The organism is Planotetraspora sp. A-T 1434, from assembly GCF_025420585.1.
Taxonomy (GTDB): Bacteria; Actinomycetota; Actinomycetes; order Streptosporangiales; family Streptosporangiaceae; genus JAOEGB01.
Genome location: NZ_JAOEGB010000015.1, coordinates 157,535 through 177,275 on the forward strand (window position 1 = coordinate 157,535; position 19,741 = coordinate 177,275).

Below are 19,741 nucleotides of genomic sequence, written 5' to 3' on the forward strand. Positions count from 1 at the left end.
ACGTGGAGCGTCACGAATACGACGTCGTCGTCATCGGAGCCGGTGGAGCAGGGCTCCGCGCGGCGATCGAGGCGCGGCAGCAGGGCAAGCGGACGGCGATCGTCTGCAAGTCGCTCTTCGGCAAGGCCCACACGGTCATGGCCGAGGGCGGCGCCGCCGCCGCGATGGGGAACGTCAACCCCGACGACAACTGGATGGTGCACTTCCGCGACACCATGCGCGGAGGCAAGTTCCTGAACAACTGGCGGATGGCCGAGCTGCACGCCAAGGAGGCCCCGGACCGGGTCTGGGAGCTGGAGGCGTGGGGTGCGCTGTTCGACCGCACCAAGGACGGCAAGATCAGCCAGCGGAACTTCGGCGGCCACGAGTACCCTCGCCTGGCCCACGTCGGCGACCGTACCGGCCTGGAGCTGATCCGCACGCTGCAGCAGCGGGTCGTCGCGCTCCAGCAGGAGGACGAGAAGCTGCACGGCGACCCCGAGGCGTACATCAAGGTCTTCGCCGAGTGCACGATCACCCGCCTGCTCAAAGAAGCCGGCTCCGTGCACGGCAAGGACGGTGCCATCGCCGGAGCCTTCGGCTACTGGCGCGAGACGGGCAACTTCATCGTCTTCGACGCGCCCGCCGTGGTCCTGGCGACGGGCGGCATCGGCAAGTCCTACGTCGTCACCTCGAACTCCTGGGAGTACACGGGCGACGGGCACGCGCTGGCCCTGCTCGCGGGCGCCCAGCTGATCAACATGGAGTTCATCCAGTTCCACCCGACGGGCATGGTCTGGCCGCCGTCGGTGCGCGGCATCCTCGTCACCGAGTCGGTCCGCGGCGACGGCGGCGTCCTGCGCAACTCCGAGGGCCGCCGGTTCATGTTCGACTACGTGCCGGACGTGTTCAAGGACAAGTACGCCACGACCGAGGAGGAGGGCGACCGCTGGTACACCGACCAGGCCAACAACCGGCGTCCTCCGGAGCTGCTGCCCCGTGACGAGGTGGCGAGGGCCATCAACTCCGAGGTGAAGGCCGGGCGCGGGTCACCCCAGGGCGGCGTCTTCCTCGACGTCTCCACCCGGCTCCCCGCAGCCGAGATCATCAAGCGGCTGCCGTCGATGCACCACCAGTTCAAGGAGCTGGCCGACGTCGACATCACCGCCGAGCCCATGCAGGTGGGCCCGACGTGCCACTACATCATGGGCGGCGTGGAGGTCGACGCCGACACGGCCGCCGCCTCGGTGCCGGGCCTGTTCGCGGCCGGGGAGGTCTCCGGCGGCATGCACGGCTCCAACCGCCTCGGCGGCAACTCGCTGTCGGACCTGCTCGTCTTCGGCCGCCGGGCCGGCGCGGGAGCGGCCGCCTACATCGACGGTCTGCCCAGGCGCCCCGTGGCGACCGGCGTGGAGGAGGCCATGGCCGAGGCCGTCGCCCCGCTGGAGCGGTCGGGCGGCGAGAACCCGTACGAGGTGCACCACGAGCTCCAGCGCACGATGAACGACCTGGTCGGCATCATCCGCAAGGCCGAGGAGGTCAGCGAGGCCCTCCAGGTCGTCGAGAAGCTCAAGGAGCGGGCGAAGAACACGGCGTCCGCCGGGAGCCGGATCTACAACCCCGGGTGGCACCTCGCGATCGACCTGCGCAACATGCTGCTGGTGAGCGAGTGCGTCGCCCGCGCGGCGCTGCTGCGCGAGGAGAGCCGCGGCGGCCACACCCGCGACGACTTCCCCGGCATGTCGCCCGAGTGGCGCCGCAAGCTGCTGGTCTGCTCGGCCATGCCGGACGGCTCGGGAGTTACGGTCGAAGAGAAGGACCAGGTGTCCATGCGCGGCGACCTGATCACCCTGTTCGAGCGGTCCGAGCTGGAGAAGTACCTCACCGAGCAAGAGCTGGCGGACTACGACGCCGCGGTCAAGGAGTCGTGATGGGATACAAGGCGAAGTTCCGCATCTGGCGCGGCGAGGGCGGCGAGGGACGGCTGGAGGACTTCACCGTCGAGGTGAACGAGGGCGAGGTCGTCCTCGACGTCATCCACCGGCTGCAGGCCACCCAGGCCCCCGACCTGGCGGTCCGGTGGAACTGCAAGGCCGGCAAGTGCGGCTCCTGCTCGATGGAGATCAACGGCAAGCCGCGTCTGGGCTGCATGACCCGGATGTCCACGTTTGAGGAGACCGAGACCATCACGGTCACGCCGATGCGGACGTTCCCGGTCATCAAGGACCTGGTCTGCGACGTCTCGTTCAACTACCAGAAGGCGCGGGAGATCCCGTCGTTCACCCCGCCCAAGGACGTCAAGCCGGGCGAGTACCGCATGAAGCAGATCGACGTCGAGCGGTCCCAGGAGTTCCGCAAGTGCATCGAGTGCTTCATGTGCAACAACGTCTGCCACGTCATCCGCGACCACGACGAGAACAAGCCGGCCTTCGCGGGCCCGCGCTTCCTCATGCGGATCGCCGAGCTGGACATGCACCCCTATGACGTGCTCGACCGCAAGGACTCCGCCCAGGAGGACCACGGCCTCGGCTACTGCAACATCACCAAGTGTTGTACGGAGGTCTGCCCCGAGCACATCAAGATCACCGACAACGCGCTGATCCCGATGAAGGAGCGCGTGGTCGACCGGAAGTACGACCCACTGGTGTGGCTGGGCTCCAAGATCTTCAAGCGCCCCAGCTGAACAGGCGAAAAGCGCCGGCCGGATATTCTCCGGTCGGCGCTTTTTCGGCTTTTCAGACCCTTATTCCGCTGCTTGCCGGCGTTACTGCCGGGCGTCGCCGGGCTGATCCTCGTGGATTACCTCGCCGATGACCTCGCCCTGCTCGATCACCGGGTACGGCGGGGGGTACCCATAAGCCTGCGGATATCCGTAGGGCTGCTGCGGGTAGCCGTACGGCGGCTGCATGCCGGGCTGCATCGGGGGCTGCATGGGGTATGCCTGGATCGGCACGAAGCCGACCATCGGCGCGTATCCCGGCCCGGCCGGGTAGCCGGCGAAGTCCTCCGGGGCCCCCTGGGGCCGTCCCACCCTGGGGCCGGCCTTCCGCACGGCCGCCGCGTGGGCCATCCGCCGCAGCCGGCCCTCGAAGACCAGCCAGGCGAGCAGGGCGAGCAGCACGAGCAGCGCGGCGGGGGCCGCGAGCTTGCGGCTCAGCGTCACCTGGTCGAAGTCGGGGGTCGCGTTGCGGATCTCGTACGGCACCGCCTCGGAGGCGGGCTCCTCGAACGACACCGACGGCGTGGGCACCACACTCGGCTGCTGCGACGCCGGGGCCAGCGAGACCGGCGGCTCCGTGGTGGCCGGCGGGTTCTCCTGCGGCGGCGGGATGATGGCCGTGGTGGTCGGCAGGACCGGCGGCTGCTCGGCGTGCCCCTGCGGCGGCGGCGCGGTGGTGGTCTTGGTGGTCTTGGTGTGCTTCGGCGTCGGGGTGACCGTGACGGTCGCCGTCACCACCGGATCGCCCGTCGGGGTCGGCGACTTCGTGGGGGTCGGCGTCTCGGTGATCGTCACGGTGACGACCGGGTCACAGTTCTGGTTCTGGCCCGGGTCACAGGGGTCGACCGGGTCGGCCGCCGCGCTGGCGCCCAGCACCGGACCGGCCAGGATGAGGGCCGCCGTGACCATGGCCAGCGAAGCGGCAACCGAGGACGCGGCTCTCTTCTGTGCCCGTCCTACCACCGCTGGCCTCCAACCGTGTCACGCCTACTTTGGTCAAGGCTAATTGTAGTTGGGTAAAAGTAATAGCAAAGCACTTCCGGGACATGATTCCCGGCCGGAATTTAATCGCCCGCCGGTCCCCACAGCAGCTTCTCGACGGCCGCGACAATGGGCAGATCAGCCGGCAGCCATGGGACGTCGTAGAGCTCGCGCGGCTCCAGCCAGCGCAGCGCCAGGTGTTCGTGGGGATGCGGCACGCCCCTGACGATCTCGGCGAGCCAGACGCGCATCACATAGCCGTTCGAAAGCGGCCAGTCCTCGCCCACCCGGCGTCCGACGACGATCTCGACCCCAAGCTCCTCCACGCACTCGCGGATCAGCGCCTCGTGGTCGCTCTCTCCCGGATCGACCTTCCCTCCCGGGAACTCCCACCCGCCCCTGAGCGCGGGAGGCTCGGCCCGCTGCGCTGCGAGCAGCCTGCCGCCCTCGACGATCGCGGCCCCCACGACGACCTTCTCCATGGCCGACTAGGTTAGGGCTCTCTTGAGTTGCTCCACCACATCGGCGTTCTCCAGCGGGCGGGTGAAGCCGACGATGTTCGGCCTGTCCTTGTACGTCGTGACCTTGATGGGTCCGCAGAGCGTGCACCGGGCCTCGACCATCTTCCCCGGTGAGACGACGAGGCCGACGTGTCCCGGATGATCGGCCGACGTGCCGGGGCCGGCGTTGAAGAACACCAGGTCACCCGGCAGTTCGCTGCCCTCCTGCACCGGCTCGCCGAACGGCCACTGGCCGAAGGTCGTCCGGGGGATCGTCAGCCCGGCGTTGCGGTAGGCCATGTAGATGATCCCCGAGCAGTCGAAGGCGTCGGGCCCCGTCCCTCCCCATCGGTACGGCTTGCCGCGCTGGGCCAGGGCGTACTCGAGGATCTTCCGTACGACTTCGCTGGACGCCGTGGCGACATAGCTGGAGTCGCAGTTGGGATCGGCCTCGGCCGGGACGCCGATGTCGCCCGTGGCGTCATAGCGCTTGGCGATCTCCAGGACCTGGTCGACGTACCACGTCGCCCGGTTGTAGACGAAGATGGCCCTCCGCAGGTCGTCGGGGGCGCCGTTGCGCTTGAGCATCTTCGCCGCCCCAAGGATGGCGTCGGCGGGGTTGTAGATGTCGCCGTATCCGTCGCCGTCGCCGTCCGAGGCGTAGCCGTTGACCCCTGAGCCGATCTTTATCTTGGCCTTGCCGCCCCAGGTGCTGACCAGGAACTGCATCGGCCCTGCCGCGCCCGCGTAGTTCGTGCCGCTCTGGACACCGGGCAGCTTCGACCGGCCGTGGTCGGTCTCCCGCTTCCCGATGGCGGCGAGGACGTTCCACTGGACGCCGATCTTCTGACCGAACTTCTTGTACAGCTGGAGATATTCGGAGGGGATGTCCGAACGGGCGGTCTCGGAGAGGTCCACGGCGGTGGCCGCCTCCGCGCAGTCCTCCCCCGAGCGCCCGCCGAGGATGATCGACGGGGACGGGGTCATCAGGATGATCGACCCGAACAGCGTCATCGGGACGATGAAGGCCAGCGCGACGGCGATTCCGCGCCAGGAGAGGCTCCTGGCCGCGACCCGCCCCCACAACCCCCGAAACGGCGTGCGTGGCGGCGCTGTCACGGCGACGAGTCCCCGTCCTGCCCGGCGTCGGCCGGCTCCAGGTCGTAGATCCGCCAGTCGGTGCCGACCTTGACCACGGTCACGGCGTACTGGTCGCTCTGCGTCTTGCCGCCGCTCTTGGCCGTCACCTGCCGGGCCGAGTCGACGACGAACACCACCATGTTGGCGGACATGTCACGAATCGACGCCACCTTGGCCGTTCCCCGGGAGACCACCTGGTCGGCGCGGTTCTGGGACACCAGCCCCGGGTCCGTCATGGCCTTGGTGAGCTGCGCGCCGAAGTCGTCGGTCGCGAACGCCTTGAGCCGCCCGGCGAAGGCCGCCGGGTCCTCGCCGTACTGGAACGTGCCGTACGACTCGGTGAACCGCCGGGCGAAGTCCGCCGCCGCGCCGAGCTCCTGCCTCGACAGCGGCAGGTACTGGTAGACGTCGAACGTGCCCGGCGTGCTGGCGACCTGGGTCGGCTGCTGCGTGGGAGCGGCCGCCGCGGTCGACGGGACGACGGCCTGTTCCCTGGTCGGACCGCTGCCGCCTCCGGACGACGGGCTCATCGTCAGGTAGACGCCGACGGCGGCCAGCACCACCACGGCGCCGGCGAAGGCGAGCCCTTTCCTCCGGTCGCTTCCCTGGGTCGTCGTCATGGGTGGCTCCGCGCCCTCACGAGTCGCTGTCGGCGGGCCGCGCCCAGAACGGCGCGGGGCCGTCGTCGGACCCTCGCCCGCTGTCCCCCCTGCTCGGGAGCCACAGAGGGGGCGCCTCCGACGACCGTGACCTGCTCTCCCGCGGCGGCGCGGGACGCGGCCGGGCGCCCGAACCGCCCGAGCCGGAGCCGGAACCACCGCCGAACAGGCCGCCGCCCCCACCGGACGAACGGCCGCTCGACGAGCGACCCCCGGATGAACGCCCACCGGACGAACGGCCTCCCGACCCCCGAGAGCCGCTCGGCGTGGAGGGCCGCGAGGCCCAGCCTCCGGATCGGCCGCTGAACCAGCCCCCGCCGCCGCCGGATCCGGAACTCGGCGAACCCGAGCCGGAGGATCCCCGAGAGCCCGCACCCGAAGGCGGGGAACCGGAGCCCGTGCTGGGACCCGCGGGCGACGGAACCCGGGCCGGCCCGGCGGGCCGTACAGGACTCGACGGCCTCACCCCGGTGAGGTTGAGCGGCGGCGCCGAGCCGGTGCGGGGAACCGCTCCGCCGGCCTTGCGCCGCCCGGCGGCCTGCGCCTCGGTCTCCAGAGGCACGGGCTGCGCCCCGGCCCTCGCGCCGGCCTGACCGGCGGCGGCACCGGCACCGGCGGCGCCTTCCTCGCCCCGGACTCGGCCCTGGGCCACCGCGGAGGCGGCAGCGGCCGCGCTGCCCGCTCCGCTCGCCATCGCGGCCGCGCCGATGACCGGCTCGGCCTTGCGCAGCCCCCAGCGGGCCGCGCGCGTGGCGGCCACAGGAGGCAGGGCGTTGGCCGCCCGCGACAGGGTTGGCGCGGCGGCGGCCTCCCCGAGCATCCGCGTCGCGATCGTGTGGCCGTCCATGGAGGCGAACAGGTGCTGGAACGGCCGCCGGTAGAAGAACACCGCGATCGTCAGCAGCGCCATGAACATGATCTGCATGCCCCATGGCAGGTTGGTGGAAATGATCAGCGAATAGCCGTAGATCAGGATGCCGAGCACGAGCGCCAGTACGGCCTGCCGGAGGAGCGTGCCGACCAGCATCTCGACCCAGCGCATCGCGATGATCCGCCCCGAGCCTGGATGCACGCCGATCAGCAGGAACACCGGCCCGAGCATCAGCAGCAGCAGGAAGCCCACCTTCAGCACGAGCAGCGACACCGCGACCAGGAAGATGAGCACACCGGCGACCATGGCCGCGATGAACGCGCCGATCGCGATGCCGAGGCGGCCGGTCCAGTCCTTGCCCTGGAGCAGGAAGAACACCGAGGTGTTCTCCAGAGGCTTGACGACCTCCTCCTCGAAGCGCTTCTGGTGGGCGTCGCTGCCGGGCATCTGCTTGGCGGCCTGCTCGTCGGCGTCGATCGCCTGGATGTCGAGCAGCTTGGAGCCGAAGGCGCGCACCACCGGAGCGTTTGCGTCGGCCGTGCCGAACTCGCCCATCAGCCACGGCTTGCAGACCAGCGTGGACCACAGCGCGTCGGCGTTCTGAGCGACGCCGGGCGTGCCCGTGTGGCCGTATCCGCCCGCTTGAGCCTGCGCGGTGGTGTCGCCCTTCGCCGGAAGACACGAGGCCCCGCCCGCGCCCGGAAGTCCGGAGAAGGCGGAGTTGATCACCTCGCCGGTCTTGTCGGTCACCGTCTTCCCCAGCCCGGTGAAGTCGCCGGGGCGGCTGAAGAACCAGATCGCCACGGTGACCGCCAGCACCATCCAGATGACGCCCTCGGTGGTCGTGGTCGCCCGCTTGCGGATCAGGCCGAACCAGGCCAGCCAGATCGCGCCGAGGATGACGATCGGCCGCAGATAGGGCCAGTACATGGCGTTGGCCAGGTTTGTGACGATCTTGTCGACCACGTCCTTGATGGGTTGCAGCGGCCCTTCGGTGGCCGCCGCCTGGTAGGTCGTGATCGTCAGCCGGTCGACGGCCTTGGCCCACGAGAAGATCGTGTTCGCCCAGGCGTTACCGAGCACCGCCGCCACGTCGGAGCAGCCCAGCCCGTAGGTGTGCCAGAACTGCCCGGCCATGCCGTACCGGTCGTAGTTGGTGGCGGCCGTCTTCGGGGCGGGCGCCACGCCGGTCAGCGTCCCGGCTCCGACGCTCGCGCCGGTGGCGGCGCCCGTGTCTCCGTTGTCGGGCGCCGGAGCCTTGACCAGGCCGTCGACTCCCCCGCCCACGCTTTCGGGCGCGAGGTCGGACGACAGGTCACACGGCCCGACCGCGCTCGCCGTGTCGACCGGGAAGACCAGTGGCAGCGTCACGAACGCCGCGAAGACGACGAGGAGCAGGGCGAGCCTGCGCCGAACTCCGGACCGACCGCGACCGTTCCTGCGCAATCTCAAGACCGCACCTCCTGCGCGACCCCCGACCGACCGGAGCCCCCGTCAAGAAGATCATGCCCGTTCTCGCTTGGTTTGTCGTGCGTCGGATTGGTGTCGAGCCAACGCAGCAGTTCCTCCGAGATCAGGTCCACCCCGATACGGCCCGCCCGGCCGTCCAGATCCCGGAACACGCACTCGCCGTTGCCGAGCGAGCGAAGCACGCCCTTGTGCTCCTCCGACGGGTCCACGCCGAGAAGCTCCATCACGTGCTCGACCTCCACCCGCTCCGTGGAGCGGAACGCGAAGACCGACGACAGGCAGTTGGTCACCTGCTCGCTGAGCAGGTCACCGGCGTTCTGCGACACCAGGACGAGCGCCGTGTTGCGGGACCGGCCCATCCTGGAGACCTCGGGCACCAGCTTGGCGCCCTCCGGCGTGGACGTGATCGCCCACGCCTCGTCAAGGAAGATCGCCTTGGGAGTCCGCCGGTCGAGGCCGTTCATCAGCCGCCGGGCGAACTGCGAGACGAGATAGAGCAGGGCGACCGACAGCCGCTGCTCGTAGGAGTAGTCGTCGCGGACGGTCGTGACGTCCGGCAGGGTCAGCCCGCCCAGCGTGAAGACCGTCGTCCACCCCTCGGTGTCGATCTGGTCGCCTCCCGACGGGTCGAAGCAGAGCCTGGCCAGGTGCATCTCGGACATCGAGCGCAGCACGGCCCCGAGGTTCTTCGACGCCGGGTCCGCCGACTTCTCCAGATGGTCGACCACCTTGCCGAGGGACGGGTCGGGCTCGTTGGAGACCGCCGCCACCGCCTGGATCATCGCCGACTCGCGCTCCTCCGACATGCGCGGGAGGAGCAGGCGCAGCGTCTCGCTGGCCATCGTCTTCTTGGCCGCGATGTCGTCGCCGAACGAGAACGGGTCGAGCAGGCCGGGCGCGGCCGAGCCGAGCGGGATGATCCGCGCCCTCCGGCCGCGCCGGTGGAGGAGCTGCACGAGCGACTCGGCGTCGCCCTTGGGGTCGATGACCGCGACCGTCACGCCGCGCAGGGCCATCTGGTAGATGAGCAGCAGGGCGAGGGTCGTCTTGCCGCCGCCGGGCTCACCCGTGATCGCGATGGCCGTCGGGCGGTTGCGCGTCGCCGCCACCAGCGGGTCGAAGTGGACGATGCTGCGGGCCCGCCCCAGGGTCTCCCCGATGTACGGCCCGACCCACCCGGCGTTCGACTCGTCGACCCGGTCGCCGAGCTCGACGGTCGCGGTGGCCATGCCTCCCGCGATCGTTCGCAGCGGCTGCCTCTGCGCGTACGCGTTGACCCGGATCTTCTCCCCCGGAAGGGCCTCGCAGAACAGCGAGAACTGGTCACCGGTGGAGTTGACCACGTCGATGCCCAGGTCGCGGTAGTGCTCCACGACAGCCTCGACCCGCTGGACGCAGATCTCCTCCGTGGGCGCGCTCACGCTCAGCCGGTGCCAGCCGTACACGAAGGGGAGGCGCTCCTTGGTGATCCCGTGCTCCAGCATCCGGGCGGCGTCGATCTGCTCCGCCAGCGCGAGCGGCGCCTCCGCTCCCGCCTCACGGATGTGGATGTCCATGTCGCGGGCGTGGGCGAGCTTGCGCGCCACGTCCTTGCTGGCCCGGACCGGCGGGATCAGCCGCATCCTGCTGGAGATCTCCACCGGGAACGGAAGCTGGTCGGCGAAGTGCAGCCACGGCTCCCCGTCGGGAAAGGCCATGAGGTCGGGGAAGCGGGCGAACGACAGGTGGGCCGTGAAGGAGTCGCCCGACGGCTGCTCGATCCGCAGCAGCGACCGGCCGTTGTGGATCTGCCCCTCGACCAGCGACTCGATCTCGCCCTTGCCCCATCTGCGGCGCGGCGAGGCCGACGGAAGCGGCTCGCCGAGCGCACCCGCGGCGGCGTGCTGGAACAGCCAGGCGATCTCGGTGGAGGTGGCGTGGCGGGCGTAGAGGGCGCTGGAGGCGAGGGCGCGGCCGAGCCGTTCCGCTCCGTCCGTCCACCGCTCGATCTCCCGCTCGGGGACGTGGTCGTCGTCGATCCCGAGGGCCTTCTCGCTCCGCTGGTAGAACCCGAAGAGCTGGGCCAGCACTCCCGAGCCGAGCTGGGCGCCACGCGGGCCGAGCCGTACGCCGAGGTAGACCTCCTTGCTCCAGAAGTCCTTCGCCCAGACGTGCCGGTACATCTCCTCCAGGTACTCACGCCAGCCCGGGCCCTCGTCGGAGGTGTTGTTGAGCGCCATCGCCCACTCGGCGGCCGGATAGGCCCGGTGGGCGATGCGCAGGTGCACCTCGGCGTCGGGCATCCTGATGGCCGCCAGCGCGATCGTGATGTTGTTGGCGAGCGCCTCGCGCTCCTCGGGGGTGAGGAACTCGTAGCTCACCGTCGGCAGCCGGAAGTATGCCCACGCCGCCGAGTCGGTCAGAAGGACGCGATCGTCGAAGTACCGCACCGCGAGGCGGCTTCGCGCCCTGCTCATTATCTCGCCACCTCCTGCTTGGCCTGGATCGCCGCCAGGCCATTCACGATCACTCCCGCAAGTGCAACGTACGCCCTGCGGCCGCCGGTCCGGAGGTGGTTGACGTCAACCGGTTCAGGACGCCCGGGAGCGAGCTCGTCCTCCCACGGGACGCGGACGATCGCCCGGCACCGGCCGCTGGCCACCGCCTCGGCCTGTTCGACGTCCGGAAGGCTCCGGCGGCTCACGCCGTTGATCACCATCACCGCTCTGCGCCGCAGGTCCGAGCAGCCATGGCCGTCGAGCCACTCGTACGTCATCGCGATCGCGTCCGGCGCGTCCTCGCTCGCCGGGGCGACCAGCACTAACTGGTCGGCGTACGGCAGCAGCCGCGCCGCGAGCGAAGCCGCGGGGTCCACCACGATCAGGCGGTAGTGCCGGTCGAGTGCGCTGAGAGTCCGCCGCCAGTCGGCCAGGCGCGCGCGGTCCGCCAGCCGCTGGGCGGCCCCGTCGTCGGTGTCCGCGCCGACGACCTCCAGGCCCGACTCGCAGCGGGTCGTGTACGCCCGCATGCCGAGGTAGCCGCTCACCGTGTCCGAGCCTTCGAGGAGAGAGCTCAGCGTCTCGGGCGACTCGGCCTGGATCCTGCTCGTCAACGTGTTGTCACCGGTGTTCGCGTCGAGGGCCAGCACCCGGTCCTGCCGGTAGCGGGCCAGCGTGTGCCCCAGCATCAGCGCCGTCGTCGTCTGTCCCGCGCCGCCGGTGCAGCCCAGCACCATGATCCGCCTGCTGGACGTGAGGACCGTGCGGGTCCGCGCCTCGTCGATCTCCATTCCGTCGGTACGGCTCCCGCCGACGACGACCTGGGCGAGCCTGCGCCAGCCACCCGAGGGGTCACGCCCCACGACGGACTCCACGCGACGGACCCTGGGCGGCTCGTCCGCCGGAGCGGCGGGCGTGGGAGCGGTTCTCGGAGCCGGAGGCACGGCCGGGCTGGCCGGGCCCCCGGGCCCGCCGCTCAGCGGTCCCGCCGGAACAGCCCGGATCGACACCCCCGCAGCCCCCGCGGACGCGTCGCCCGGTTCCCTGCCGCCCTGCTGCCTGCCGCGAGGTTCCGCCGCGCCACCCCGGGGTGCCCCCATCCGAGGCTCCGCCGCCTCAGCGCCCGGCCGGGGCTCAGGCCGCCGGACCAGGCGCGGCGGCTGCCCCTTCCTGTGCTGCTCCCGAGCGTCCATGCGGTCGTCGGCCGCATCCGAGGGCTCCCTCGGTTGCTCGTCAGATGCGCTCTCGCGCTCGTCCGGAACAGCCGTCGTGATGGGCTGCTCCACTGCGGGCTGTTGGCTTGGCTTCTCTCCCAAGATGTGTGCGGGATCAACGTCAGTGCCGGCGCCCTCCACATCCGGGCCACTGGGCCGCCCACGATCGGGGCCGCTCGGCCGTACGGCATCGCGAGCGCTGTACCGCACGGCATCCCGGCCGCTGGACTGCTTGATGGCGTCGGCAGCACTGGGCGAAACGGTGTCCTCCGCGCCGGTGGGCCGTACCGGATCCAAGGCGGCGGGCCGTGCGGCGGGAGGCTCAGCGGAGGCGGCCAGCCTGCGGAGCCGTCGGAGCGCCTCCGTGCCGATGGGCGGGATGGCGGCGGCCGGTTCCCCGGAGGCCGCTCCAGCGGATCCTGCCCGCTCCACCGAGCTTGATTGCTCCGCCACTCCGGGCAGTTCGGCTGGGGGCGCCGGGTCCGGGGCGGCACGCTCGGACGGCTCCGGCATGTAGAAGACCGGCTGGCCTGGGGCGACTTCCGCACGGCTGTGCCCCGGCGGGAGCCCCTTCGCGGGGGCGGCAGCCGTACTCCACGACGCCGCAGTGGAGGTGTCGGCCACCGGGGCCGCGGCGGCGGCAGCGGCGGCGACCGCCGGGTGCACCGTCCCAGGAGGGCCCGGCGCAGCGGGCTCGGCGGCCGGAGGAGGGACGGCTGCGAGGCCGGGCACGGAGCGGGCGGGAGCGGCGCGCTCCGGGGACCACGGCTCGACGGCCCTGGCCCTGCCCCTGCCTCCGGCCGGAGCGGGTGGCTTGGCCATGACGGCGGCGGGAGCCTTGGCCGGTGCCGTACGGCCGGCCTTGCCAGGCTTGTTCGCCGCCTTGCCGGCGGCCTTCTTGGCCGCTTTGGCGGCCGGCTTGCGCGGCTCCTGGGCCGTTACCGCCTCCTCCATGCCGAGCGACGGCAGTGGAGCGGTCCGCCAGACACGCGCCGTGAAGGTGATCTCGCCGGGCTCGCTGACGGGGGCCATGCGGCACCACGTGCGCGGCTCGGCCATGTAGCGGAGCTGCGACTGCAGGAGCTCCGTCAGTCGCTTGCTCTCGATGACGGGCCGGGTGGAAAGCCAGGTCAGGACGCCCGGAGGGACCAGGTAGAGGACATGCCAGGGAGCCGCGAACGGCAGGCCGATGAGGTAGAGGAACAGCGACCACGGGGCGAGCACGCCCACGAACACACCGATCCAGACGATGGGAAGCGGCATCGGCAGCCGTAGGTCGTACAGCTTGTACAGCCGCTTCTCAATTCGCCAAATATTGGTATATGTGGGCAGATCCACCCGTTCCTCCTCTCCGCCGGATCACTTGATGCCGAGCGCGCCCGCGATCGCCTTCGCCGTCACCTCGATGATGTTGGGGACATAGAAGATCACGCCGATTGCGATCGCCAGGATGATGAACTGCACAAATCTGGTGATCTCTCGGGTGAAGAGGAAGAAGATGGCCACGACGGAGACGACCGCGAGGAAAAGCGGGGCGAAGAAGGTGCGGAGGAAGTCCGCCAGGCCCGCGGTGTTGATTCCCGTCGTCGGCGGGGGCGACGGACTGGCCAGTGTGAAAACACCGTCCACCATGGTTTTCAGGATCAATTCTCGCCCTCCCGGGGGTATGGATCAGCGATGTCGTGGCCGGGCATGCGCTACCCCACGGACCGGCTCGCACCCTGGATCTGCCTGACGAACCACTTGCCGCCCTGCTTCTCCATGGTCAGCTGGTAGGCCTGTTCCAGGCCGGCGGGCTGAGTGACCGGGTTGTCGGACCCGGGGGTCGGGACGGCGTCCGCCCCGCCCGACGACACTGCCCACACGACCACGGCGGTGACCTCCCTGGTGTTCGCCGCGCCCTGCGGCACGACGACGTCCTTGAGCTGTGCCAGAGAGAACTGCCCGTCGAAGCCCTCGATCGTCACGCCGCTCGCGACATACCGCTGGAGGTCCACCTGGTTGCCCGCGGCGAACGCCTTGAAGAAGCCCTCGAGTTGCGGTTGCAACTCGGCTTCCGCGGCCTTGTCGCGGTCGGGATCGGGAAGCTGCGGAAGGCCCGCCGGGCCCCCTGCGGGCAGCAACCCCGGCTGCGCGGCAACGACGAACCGGGCGCCGTCGTAGTAAACCGGCACGGAGAGCAGTCCGCGGCTGCCGCCGGACTGGTAGCTCACCGTCACGACCGCGTTGTTCGGGCCGAGCACCTTGATTCCGGCGAACTGGAAGGCCCCGGCGGACATCCGGCCGTAGCCGTTCCAGCCGAACTGCTCCCCGCCTGTGGGAACGAATGCCCTCAGCCGTTCAGCCCGCTGCTGGGGATTGGCGGCGTCGTAATTCAGGTAGACCGCGGCGAACTGGTCGGCGAAGGCGGCGGCCTGCGTCACCGGGAACCCCGAATCGGCGGGCCCGGCCGTCGCGCCTGTCGTGCCGGCGTTCTGGCTCAGCCGCTCGAACGGCGCCCGGACACCGTTGACGACGATCACGATGATGAGCGCCCAGAGAACGACGCGGCCGACCCAGACGAGCCAGCGGCCCCCGCCGCCACCCCAGCCCCCGCGCCGGGGCGAAGTCCTGCCCGCGACAGGCACCCGATCAAAACCGTCCGGAGGGTACGACTCGGGGTCGCCAGCGATCCGAGGATCCTGCTGGACGGTTGACCTGCGAGCCATCACGCCTCCGCTCGCGCCGATCCCCCCGGCTGGCGCGGTGTCGTCTTACTCTCGATCCGGTTAGCCGCATTGAAGTATTCACCTTAGCGGTCTCGCCAATTCTTCCAGGTAAGCCACGCCCATGGTGCAAGCATCGCCGCGACCGAGCAAACCAGGTCTACATCCCGATGAGACGCCCCACACCTATCCGCTCTGCGGAAAAGCACGTTACGCCTGGCCAGCGGGGACATCGATTACCTAACCGCCACGAATTGCTGTCCCCGCAGCTCAGAGGACTGTCGACGCGGCGATCCAGCGTCGAAGAGAGCCCCGAGCGCAGGGCCCCCGGACTGCCACATTGCGCTTACACCCGCTCTGAACTGCCGCTTTTCCCGTTCACTGACTCCCCTGTGACTCCGGCGGCGCGGCGGCCCCGCCGCCGGATCGCCGCCTGGCTCCAGATCTTGCGGGCATCCTCACGCCCGCTTGGTCCGACCGGCCTTCCGGACAGCCTCCGTCACCGGGTGGCCGTGAGGCGGCGGCGCGGGCCCGTCATGCCGGCGAGGGTCCGGTCCTCCCGGGCCGTCCGCCCCACGAGAGTCACCCGGTCGCGGTGAGGCCTCAACCCATGCCGTACGACCGCGCACACCGGTGATCGGCCATCTGCCGAAGGTGGCGTCGCCGAATGCGACGAAGAAAGGTCGGTTCGTGCTATTCCAAAATACACAAGGCATGGCGAGTAAATTCATTATCAGCCGATGAGGGGTTGTATCGCATCAGCAATGCGAGGCAAATCCCGGTTCCATCGGCAGACGCCTTCCGGAAACCCATGGGCGCGCACAGGCACGAACTAGGGGGCCGATCGCCCTAAGGGAGGTCAATTCACCTAGACGCGCTCCGAAATGCATGCCAACGATGGAATGGCAATCCCGATCGCCGCATTCGGCATGATCGGAGAGGAGTCATCTCTATGCATGGCAAACGATTCTCGTTGCTACTCGGCCCAGCGGTTCTCACGGTCGTCGCCCTCGGGCCGGCCGGAGCTGCCCAGGCCTCCGTCCACCACCAGTCCGCCATGGCGGCAGCAGTCAGCGCGAACCGTGCGGCACTGCATGCGGCCCACGGCGACGGATCAGAAGAGAGCAGCAGCCTCGGATCCGTGCGGGAAAGCGGATACGAGCAGGAAAGCGGATCCATTCCCGAGCGCGGATCCGTCCAGGAGAGCGGATACAGCCAGAGCAGAATCGGCAGCGCGTCTGGTGAGGAATCCAGCTACAACCCCACCAGCTACAGCGAAGAGGCAAGCCTCAGCAATCCGGCGTCGTACAGCCGGACGAGCCGTCTGAGCCGTCTGAGCCGTCTGAGCCGCCTGAGCGAATGCTCTGAGGCAGCCGGCAGTGAGACGTACAGCCGCCCGACGAGGTACAGCCGCCCGGCGACGTACACCCGCCAGGTCACCTTCACCCGCCCGGCGACGTACACCCGCCAGGTCACCTTCACCCGCCCGGTGAGGGTTACCCGCATGGAGACGATCACCCGCCCGGTCATCCGCATGGAGACGGCCACCCGTCCGGTGACCCGGATGGAGACGATCACCCGCCCGGTGACCCGCATGGAGACGATCACCCGCCCGGTCACCCGCATGGAGACGATCACCCGCCCGGTCACCCGGATGGAGACGATCACCCGCCCGGTGACCTTCACGCGCCACGTGAGGTACACCCGCCCGATGACCTTCACCAGCCAGGTGAGGTACACCCGCCCGATGACGTTCACGCGCCACGCCCGGCACGCGGGGCAAGTGAGCTATCGGACCAGCCGATACCACCGGGCGAACATCGACCCGTGACGTATCAGCCGATCGCTGGAGTAGCGGAATAGCAGGGGGGCACGGACGTTTTCGCCCGTGCCCCTCTGGCATGCTCATTGCCGCGCCGGCTCCGTTCAAGAGCGCTTTTCAAGAGTTGCCGCGCTTTCAGACGTTGAAGCGGAACTCCACGACGTCGCCGTCGCGCATGACGTAGTCCTTGCCCTCGATGCGGGCCTTGCCGGCGGACCTCGCGGCGGTCATCGAGCCGGCCTCGATGAGGTCGTCGAACGAGATGACCTCGGCCTTGATGAACCCACGCTGGAAGTCGGTGTGGATGACCCCGGCGGCCTCGGGAGCCGTGGCGCCCCTGCGGATCGTCCAGGCCCGGGTCTCCTTCGGACCGGCGGTCAGGTAGGTCTGCAGGCCGAGCGTCTCGAAACCCACCCGCGCCAGCTGCGCCAGGCCGGACTCCTCCTGGCCCACCGACTGCAGCAGTTCGAGCGCCTCGTCGTCCGGCAGCTCGACCAGCTCGGACTCGATCTTGGCGTCGAGGAACACGGCCTCGGCCGGAGCGACGATGGCCGACAGCTTCGCCCGGAGGTCGGTGTCCACCAGCTCGTCCGCGTCCAGATTGAAGACGTACAGGAACGGCTTGGCCGTGAGGAGGTGGAGCTCGCGCAGGTCGGCGAGGTCGATCCCGGCCGCTTTGCCCCCGGCGTACAGCGTCGTGCCGGTGTCGAGGAGCTTGGCCGCGGCCTCGGCCGCCTCCAGCAGGACCTTGCGGTCCTTGTTGGTCCTGGCCTCCTTCTGGAGCCGGGGAATCGCCTTCTCGATCGTCTGCAGGTCGGCGAGGATCAGCTCGGTGTTGATCGTCTCGATGTCCCGCTCCGGGGCGACATCGCCGTCGACGTGCGTGACGTCGGGGTCGGTGAACACCCGGATGACCTGGCAGATGGCGTCGGTCTCGCGAATGTTGGCGAGGAACTGGTTGCCTCGTCCCTGACCTTCGGAAGCACCCTTGACCAGGCCCGCGATGTCCACGAACTCCACCTTGGCGGGCAGAACCCGCGCGGATCCGTAGATCTCGGCCAGCTTCTCCAGCCGCGGGTCGGGCACGCCCACGATGCCCACGTTGGGCTCGATCGTGGCGAACGGGTAGTTCGCCGCCAGGGCGTTGCCACTCTTGGTCAACGCGTTGAAAAGCGTTGACTTGCCGACGTTGGGCAGGCCGACGATGCCGATGCTCAGGCTCACGTAGGCCGAGTTTACGGGCCGAGACCAGTGCGCCGGACATCAGCCGCGTCATCTGCGGCGTGTGCGCGCGCCTCCCCCTCCGAGAACGGACGACCTGGGATCATCAGGCGTGGACGTCATGGCTCTCGTACTCGTGCTCGCCGTGGGGCTGGCCGCCGGGCTGGCGATCGGCTTCGCGCTCGGACGGGCCAGGGCGGCCACGGAGGTCGCCGTCAGGCTCGCGGAGGCGGAGGCGAGGATGAGAGCGGCCGAGGACAAGGTCGTCTACGTCGAGAACCAGCTCTCCGAGAGATTCCAGGCCATCTCCGCCCGCGTCCTCGACGTCGCCAACCTGCGCTTCCTGGAGCTCGCCGAGAACCGGCTGAACACCACGCGCGCGGAGGCCGCGGGCGACCTCGACCAGCGGAGGCTGGCCGTGGAGAACCTGGTCGGGCCGCTCAAGGACACCCTTGCCAAGGTCGAATCCCAGCTCCGCGAGAGCGAGCTGGGCGCCCGGGCCGCCCGCGCCGAGCTCAGCAAGCAGATGGAGTTCGTACGGCAGAGCTCGGAGCAGCTCAAGACCCAGACGACAGCGCTGGTCAGGGCGCTCCAGCGGCCCGAGGCGCGCGGCCGGTGGGGCGAGCTCCAGCTCCGCCGGGTGGCCGAGATAGCCGGCATGGCCCGGTTCTGCGACTTCGACGAGCAGGTCAGCGCCGTGACCCGCGACGGTGTGGTCCGCCCCGACATGGTCGTACGGCTGAGCGGCGGCAAGAACATCATCGTGGACTCCAAGGTCTCGCTGGCCGCGTACCTCGAAGCCGCCGAGGCCACCGACCCCGACCTGATCTCGGCGCGGCTCGACGCCCATGCCCGCCACGTCCGCGAGCACATCGACCGGCTGGCCGCGAAGTCCTACTGGCAGGCGTTCAGCCCGGCGCCCGAGTTCATGGTGCTGTTCATCCCCGGCGAGGCGTTCCTCGCGCCCGCGCTGGAGCGCGATCCGGGCCTGCTGGAGTACGCCATGAACAGGCGGGTGCACATCGCCACCCCAACCACGCTGATCACCATGCTCCGCACGGCTCAGTACGCCTGGCAGCAGGCCGCGCTCAGCGAGAACGCCCGCGCGGTCTTCGACCTCGGCAAGGAGCTGTACGAGCGGCTCGGTGGCCTTGGCCGTCACGTCGACGGGCTCGGCCGGGCCCTCACGAAGGCGGTCGTGGCCTACAACCGGACGGTGGGCTCCTTAGAGAGCAGAGTCCTGGTGAGTGCCCGCAAGATGAACGACCTCGGCATCGTGGACTCCCCGCTGACTTCACCTGAGCTGGTGGAGGAGGTCCCGCGCCTCGTGGGGATGCCGGAAGCCGACGGTGAAGAGCAGGTAAGCCCCCCTCCTTTCCATCGTCAGAACGGTAAATTGACGCGAGACTTGTCGTAAGGGGGGCTCGATGACAAGGACCGAGAGGACAAGGACCGAGGGGACAGGGCTCAGGCTGACCGCCCGGGGCGCCATCGCCGTGCTCTTTGTGATCACGCTGCTGGGCCAGGTCTTCCTCCCCGGCCCGGCCTTCGTGGCCGGATGCGTCGCGGCGGCCCTGCTCGTGCAGCCGCGCGACCTGCTGCCTCTGGTGGTCACTCCGCCGCTGGTGTTCTTCGCCGCCACGGCGTTCGTCGAGCTGGTGCGGTCGATGGGTTCCGGCTCCATGCTCCAGACGCTCGGCCTCGGACTCCTCACCGCGCTCTCAGCGGGTGCTCCGTGGCTGTTCGGCGGCTCCGCGCTGATGCTGGCGATCGCCTGGCCACGCGGCCTGCCCGCCAATGTGCGGGAGCTCCGCCAGGACCTCAGAGCCGGCGGCCCCCGTAGCTCTGGCGGCGCTCCTGTGCCCCGGCCACGCCAGAGCGGCGAAGCCGCCTTCGACCCCGAGCCGGAGGGTTACTTCGAGCCCCGCGTGTACGGCAAGGCCCCCGACGAGTGACCCGGCGAGCAGCCCGGCCGACAGCCTG

Annotated in this window: 15 protein-coding genes; 4 read left to right on the plus strand and 11 right to left on the minus strand. The window is 69.9% G+C overall.

What is annotated here, in order from left to right; all coding sequences use genetic code 11:
* The first annotated feature begins 2 nt into the window (after window positions 1–2).
* The gene (locus tag N5079_RS20870) at window positions 3–1,910 is read left to right on the plus strand and encodes a fumarate reductase/succinate dehydrogenase flavoprotein subunit (protein ID WP_261585626.1); all 1,908 of its coding nucleotides are present in this window, start codon (window positions 3–5) and stop codon (window positions 1,908–1,910) included.
* Window positions 1,910–2,662: a succinate dehydrogenase/fumarate reductase iron-sulfur subunit gene (locus N5079_RS20875; RefSeq protein WP_261585627.1), complete on the plus strand. Its 753-nt coding sequence runs from the start codon at window positions 1,910–1,912 to the stop codon at window positions 2,660–2,662. The genes N5079_RS20870 and N5079_RS20875 overlap by 1 nt, the downstream gene beginning before the upstream one ends.
* Window positions 2,663–2,743: 81 nt before the next feature.
* Here N5079_RS20875 and N5079_RS20880 read toward each other — a convergent pair whose 3' ends face one another.
* The 11 genes from N5079_RS20880 to ychF form a co-directional block, all read right to left on the minus strand.
* On the minus strand, window positions 2,744–3,661 hold the full coding sequence (locus N5079_RS20880) for a hypothetical protein (protein ID WP_261585628.1): 918 nt from the start codon (window positions 3,659–3,661) through the stop codon (window positions 2,744–2,746).
* Window positions 3,662–3,762: 101 nt separating this feature from the next.
* Window positions 3,763–4,161, minus strand: a complete 399-nt coding sequence (locus tag N5079_RS20885) for a (deoxy)nucleoside triphosphate pyrophosphohydrolase (protein WP_261585629.1) — start codon at window positions 4,159–4,161, stop codon at window positions 3,763–3,765.
* Between the two features lie 6 nt (window positions 4,162–4,167).
* Complete coding sequence (locus N5079_RS20890; protein WP_261585630.1) at window positions 4,168–5,298, minus strand: NlpC/P60 family protein; 1,131 nt, start codon at window positions 5,296–5,298, stop codon at window positions 4,168–4,170.
* A complete protein-coding gene (locus tag N5079_RS20895; RefSeq protein ID WP_261585631.1) occupies window positions 5,295–5,939 on the minus strand; it encodes a hypothetical protein in 645 nt (214 codons plus the stop codon). Before N5079_RS20895 ends, N5079_RS20890 begins: the two co-directional genes overlap by 4 nt.
* 16 nt (window positions 5,940–5,955) lie before the next feature.
* Complete coding sequence (locus N5079_RS20900) at window positions 5,956–8,301, minus strand: type IV secretion system protein (RefSeq protein WP_261585632.1); 2,346 nt, start codon at window positions 8,299–8,301, stop codon at window positions 5,956–5,958.
* Window positions 8,298–10,775 (minus strand): ATP-binding protein, encoded by a 2,478-nt coding sequence (locus N5079_RS20905; RefSeq protein ID WP_261585633.1) that lies wholly within the window; start codon window positions 10,773–10,775, stop codon window positions 8,298–8,300. Before N5079_RS20905 ends, N5079_RS20900 begins: the two co-directional genes overlap by 4 nt.
* Window positions 10,775–13,348 carry a TcpE family conjugal transfer membrane protein gene (locus N5079_RS20910; RefSeq protein WP_261585634.1) on the minus strand — a complete coding sequence of 858 codons (2,574 nt, stop codon included), beginning with the start codon at window positions 13,346–13,348 and terminating at the stop codon, window positions 10,775–10,777. Before N5079_RS20910 ends, N5079_RS20905 begins: the two co-directional genes overlap by 1 nt.
* Before the next feature lie 21 nt (window positions 13,349–13,369).
* Window positions 13,370–13,642: a hypothetical protein gene (locus N5079_RS20915; RefSeq protein WP_261585635.1), complete on the minus strand. Its 273-nt coding sequence runs from the start codon at window positions 13,640–13,642 to the stop codon at window positions 13,370–13,372.
* Between the two features lie 65 nt (window positions 13,643–13,707).
* Window positions 13,708–14,718 carry a conjugal transfer protein gene (locus N5079_RS20920; protein WP_261585636.1) on the minus strand — a complete coding sequence of 337 codons (1,011 nt, stop codon included), beginning with the start codon at window positions 14,716–14,718 and terminating at the stop codon, window positions 13,708–13,710.
* Window positions 14,719–15,984: 1,266 nt separating this feature from the next.
* Window positions 15,985–16,473, minus strand: a complete 489-nt coding sequence (locus N5079_RS20925) for a hypothetical protein (RefSeq protein ID WP_261585637.1) — start codon at window positions 16,471–16,473, stop codon at window positions 15,985–15,987.
* Window positions 16,474–16,672: 199 nt separating this feature from the next.
* Window positions 16,673–17,761 (minus strand): redox-regulated ATPase YchF, encoded by a 1,089-nt coding sequence (ychF, locus tag N5079_RS20930; RefSeq protein WP_261585638.1) that lies wholly within the window; start codon window positions 17,759–17,761, stop codon window positions 16,673–16,675.
* Between the two features lie 118 nt (window positions 17,762–17,879).
* Between ychF and N5079_RS20935 the strand changes: the two genes are divergently transcribed.
* Together N5079_RS20935 and N5079_RS20940 are read left to right on the plus strand one after the other, a co-directional pair.
* Window positions 17,880–19,175, plus strand: coding sequence for a DNA recombination protein RmuC (locus tag N5079_RS20935; protein WP_410007815.1), 1,296 nt, complete (start codon window positions 17,880–17,882; stop codon window positions 19,173–19,175).
* Window positions 19,176–19,185: 10 nt separating this feature from the next.
* Window positions 19,186–19,713, plus strand: a complete 528-nt coding sequence (locus N5079_RS20940; protein WP_261585640.1) for a DUF6542 domain-containing protein — start codon at window positions 19,186–19,188, stop codon at window positions 19,711–19,713.
* The last annotated feature ends 28 nt before the right edge of the window (window positions 19,714–19,741 follow it).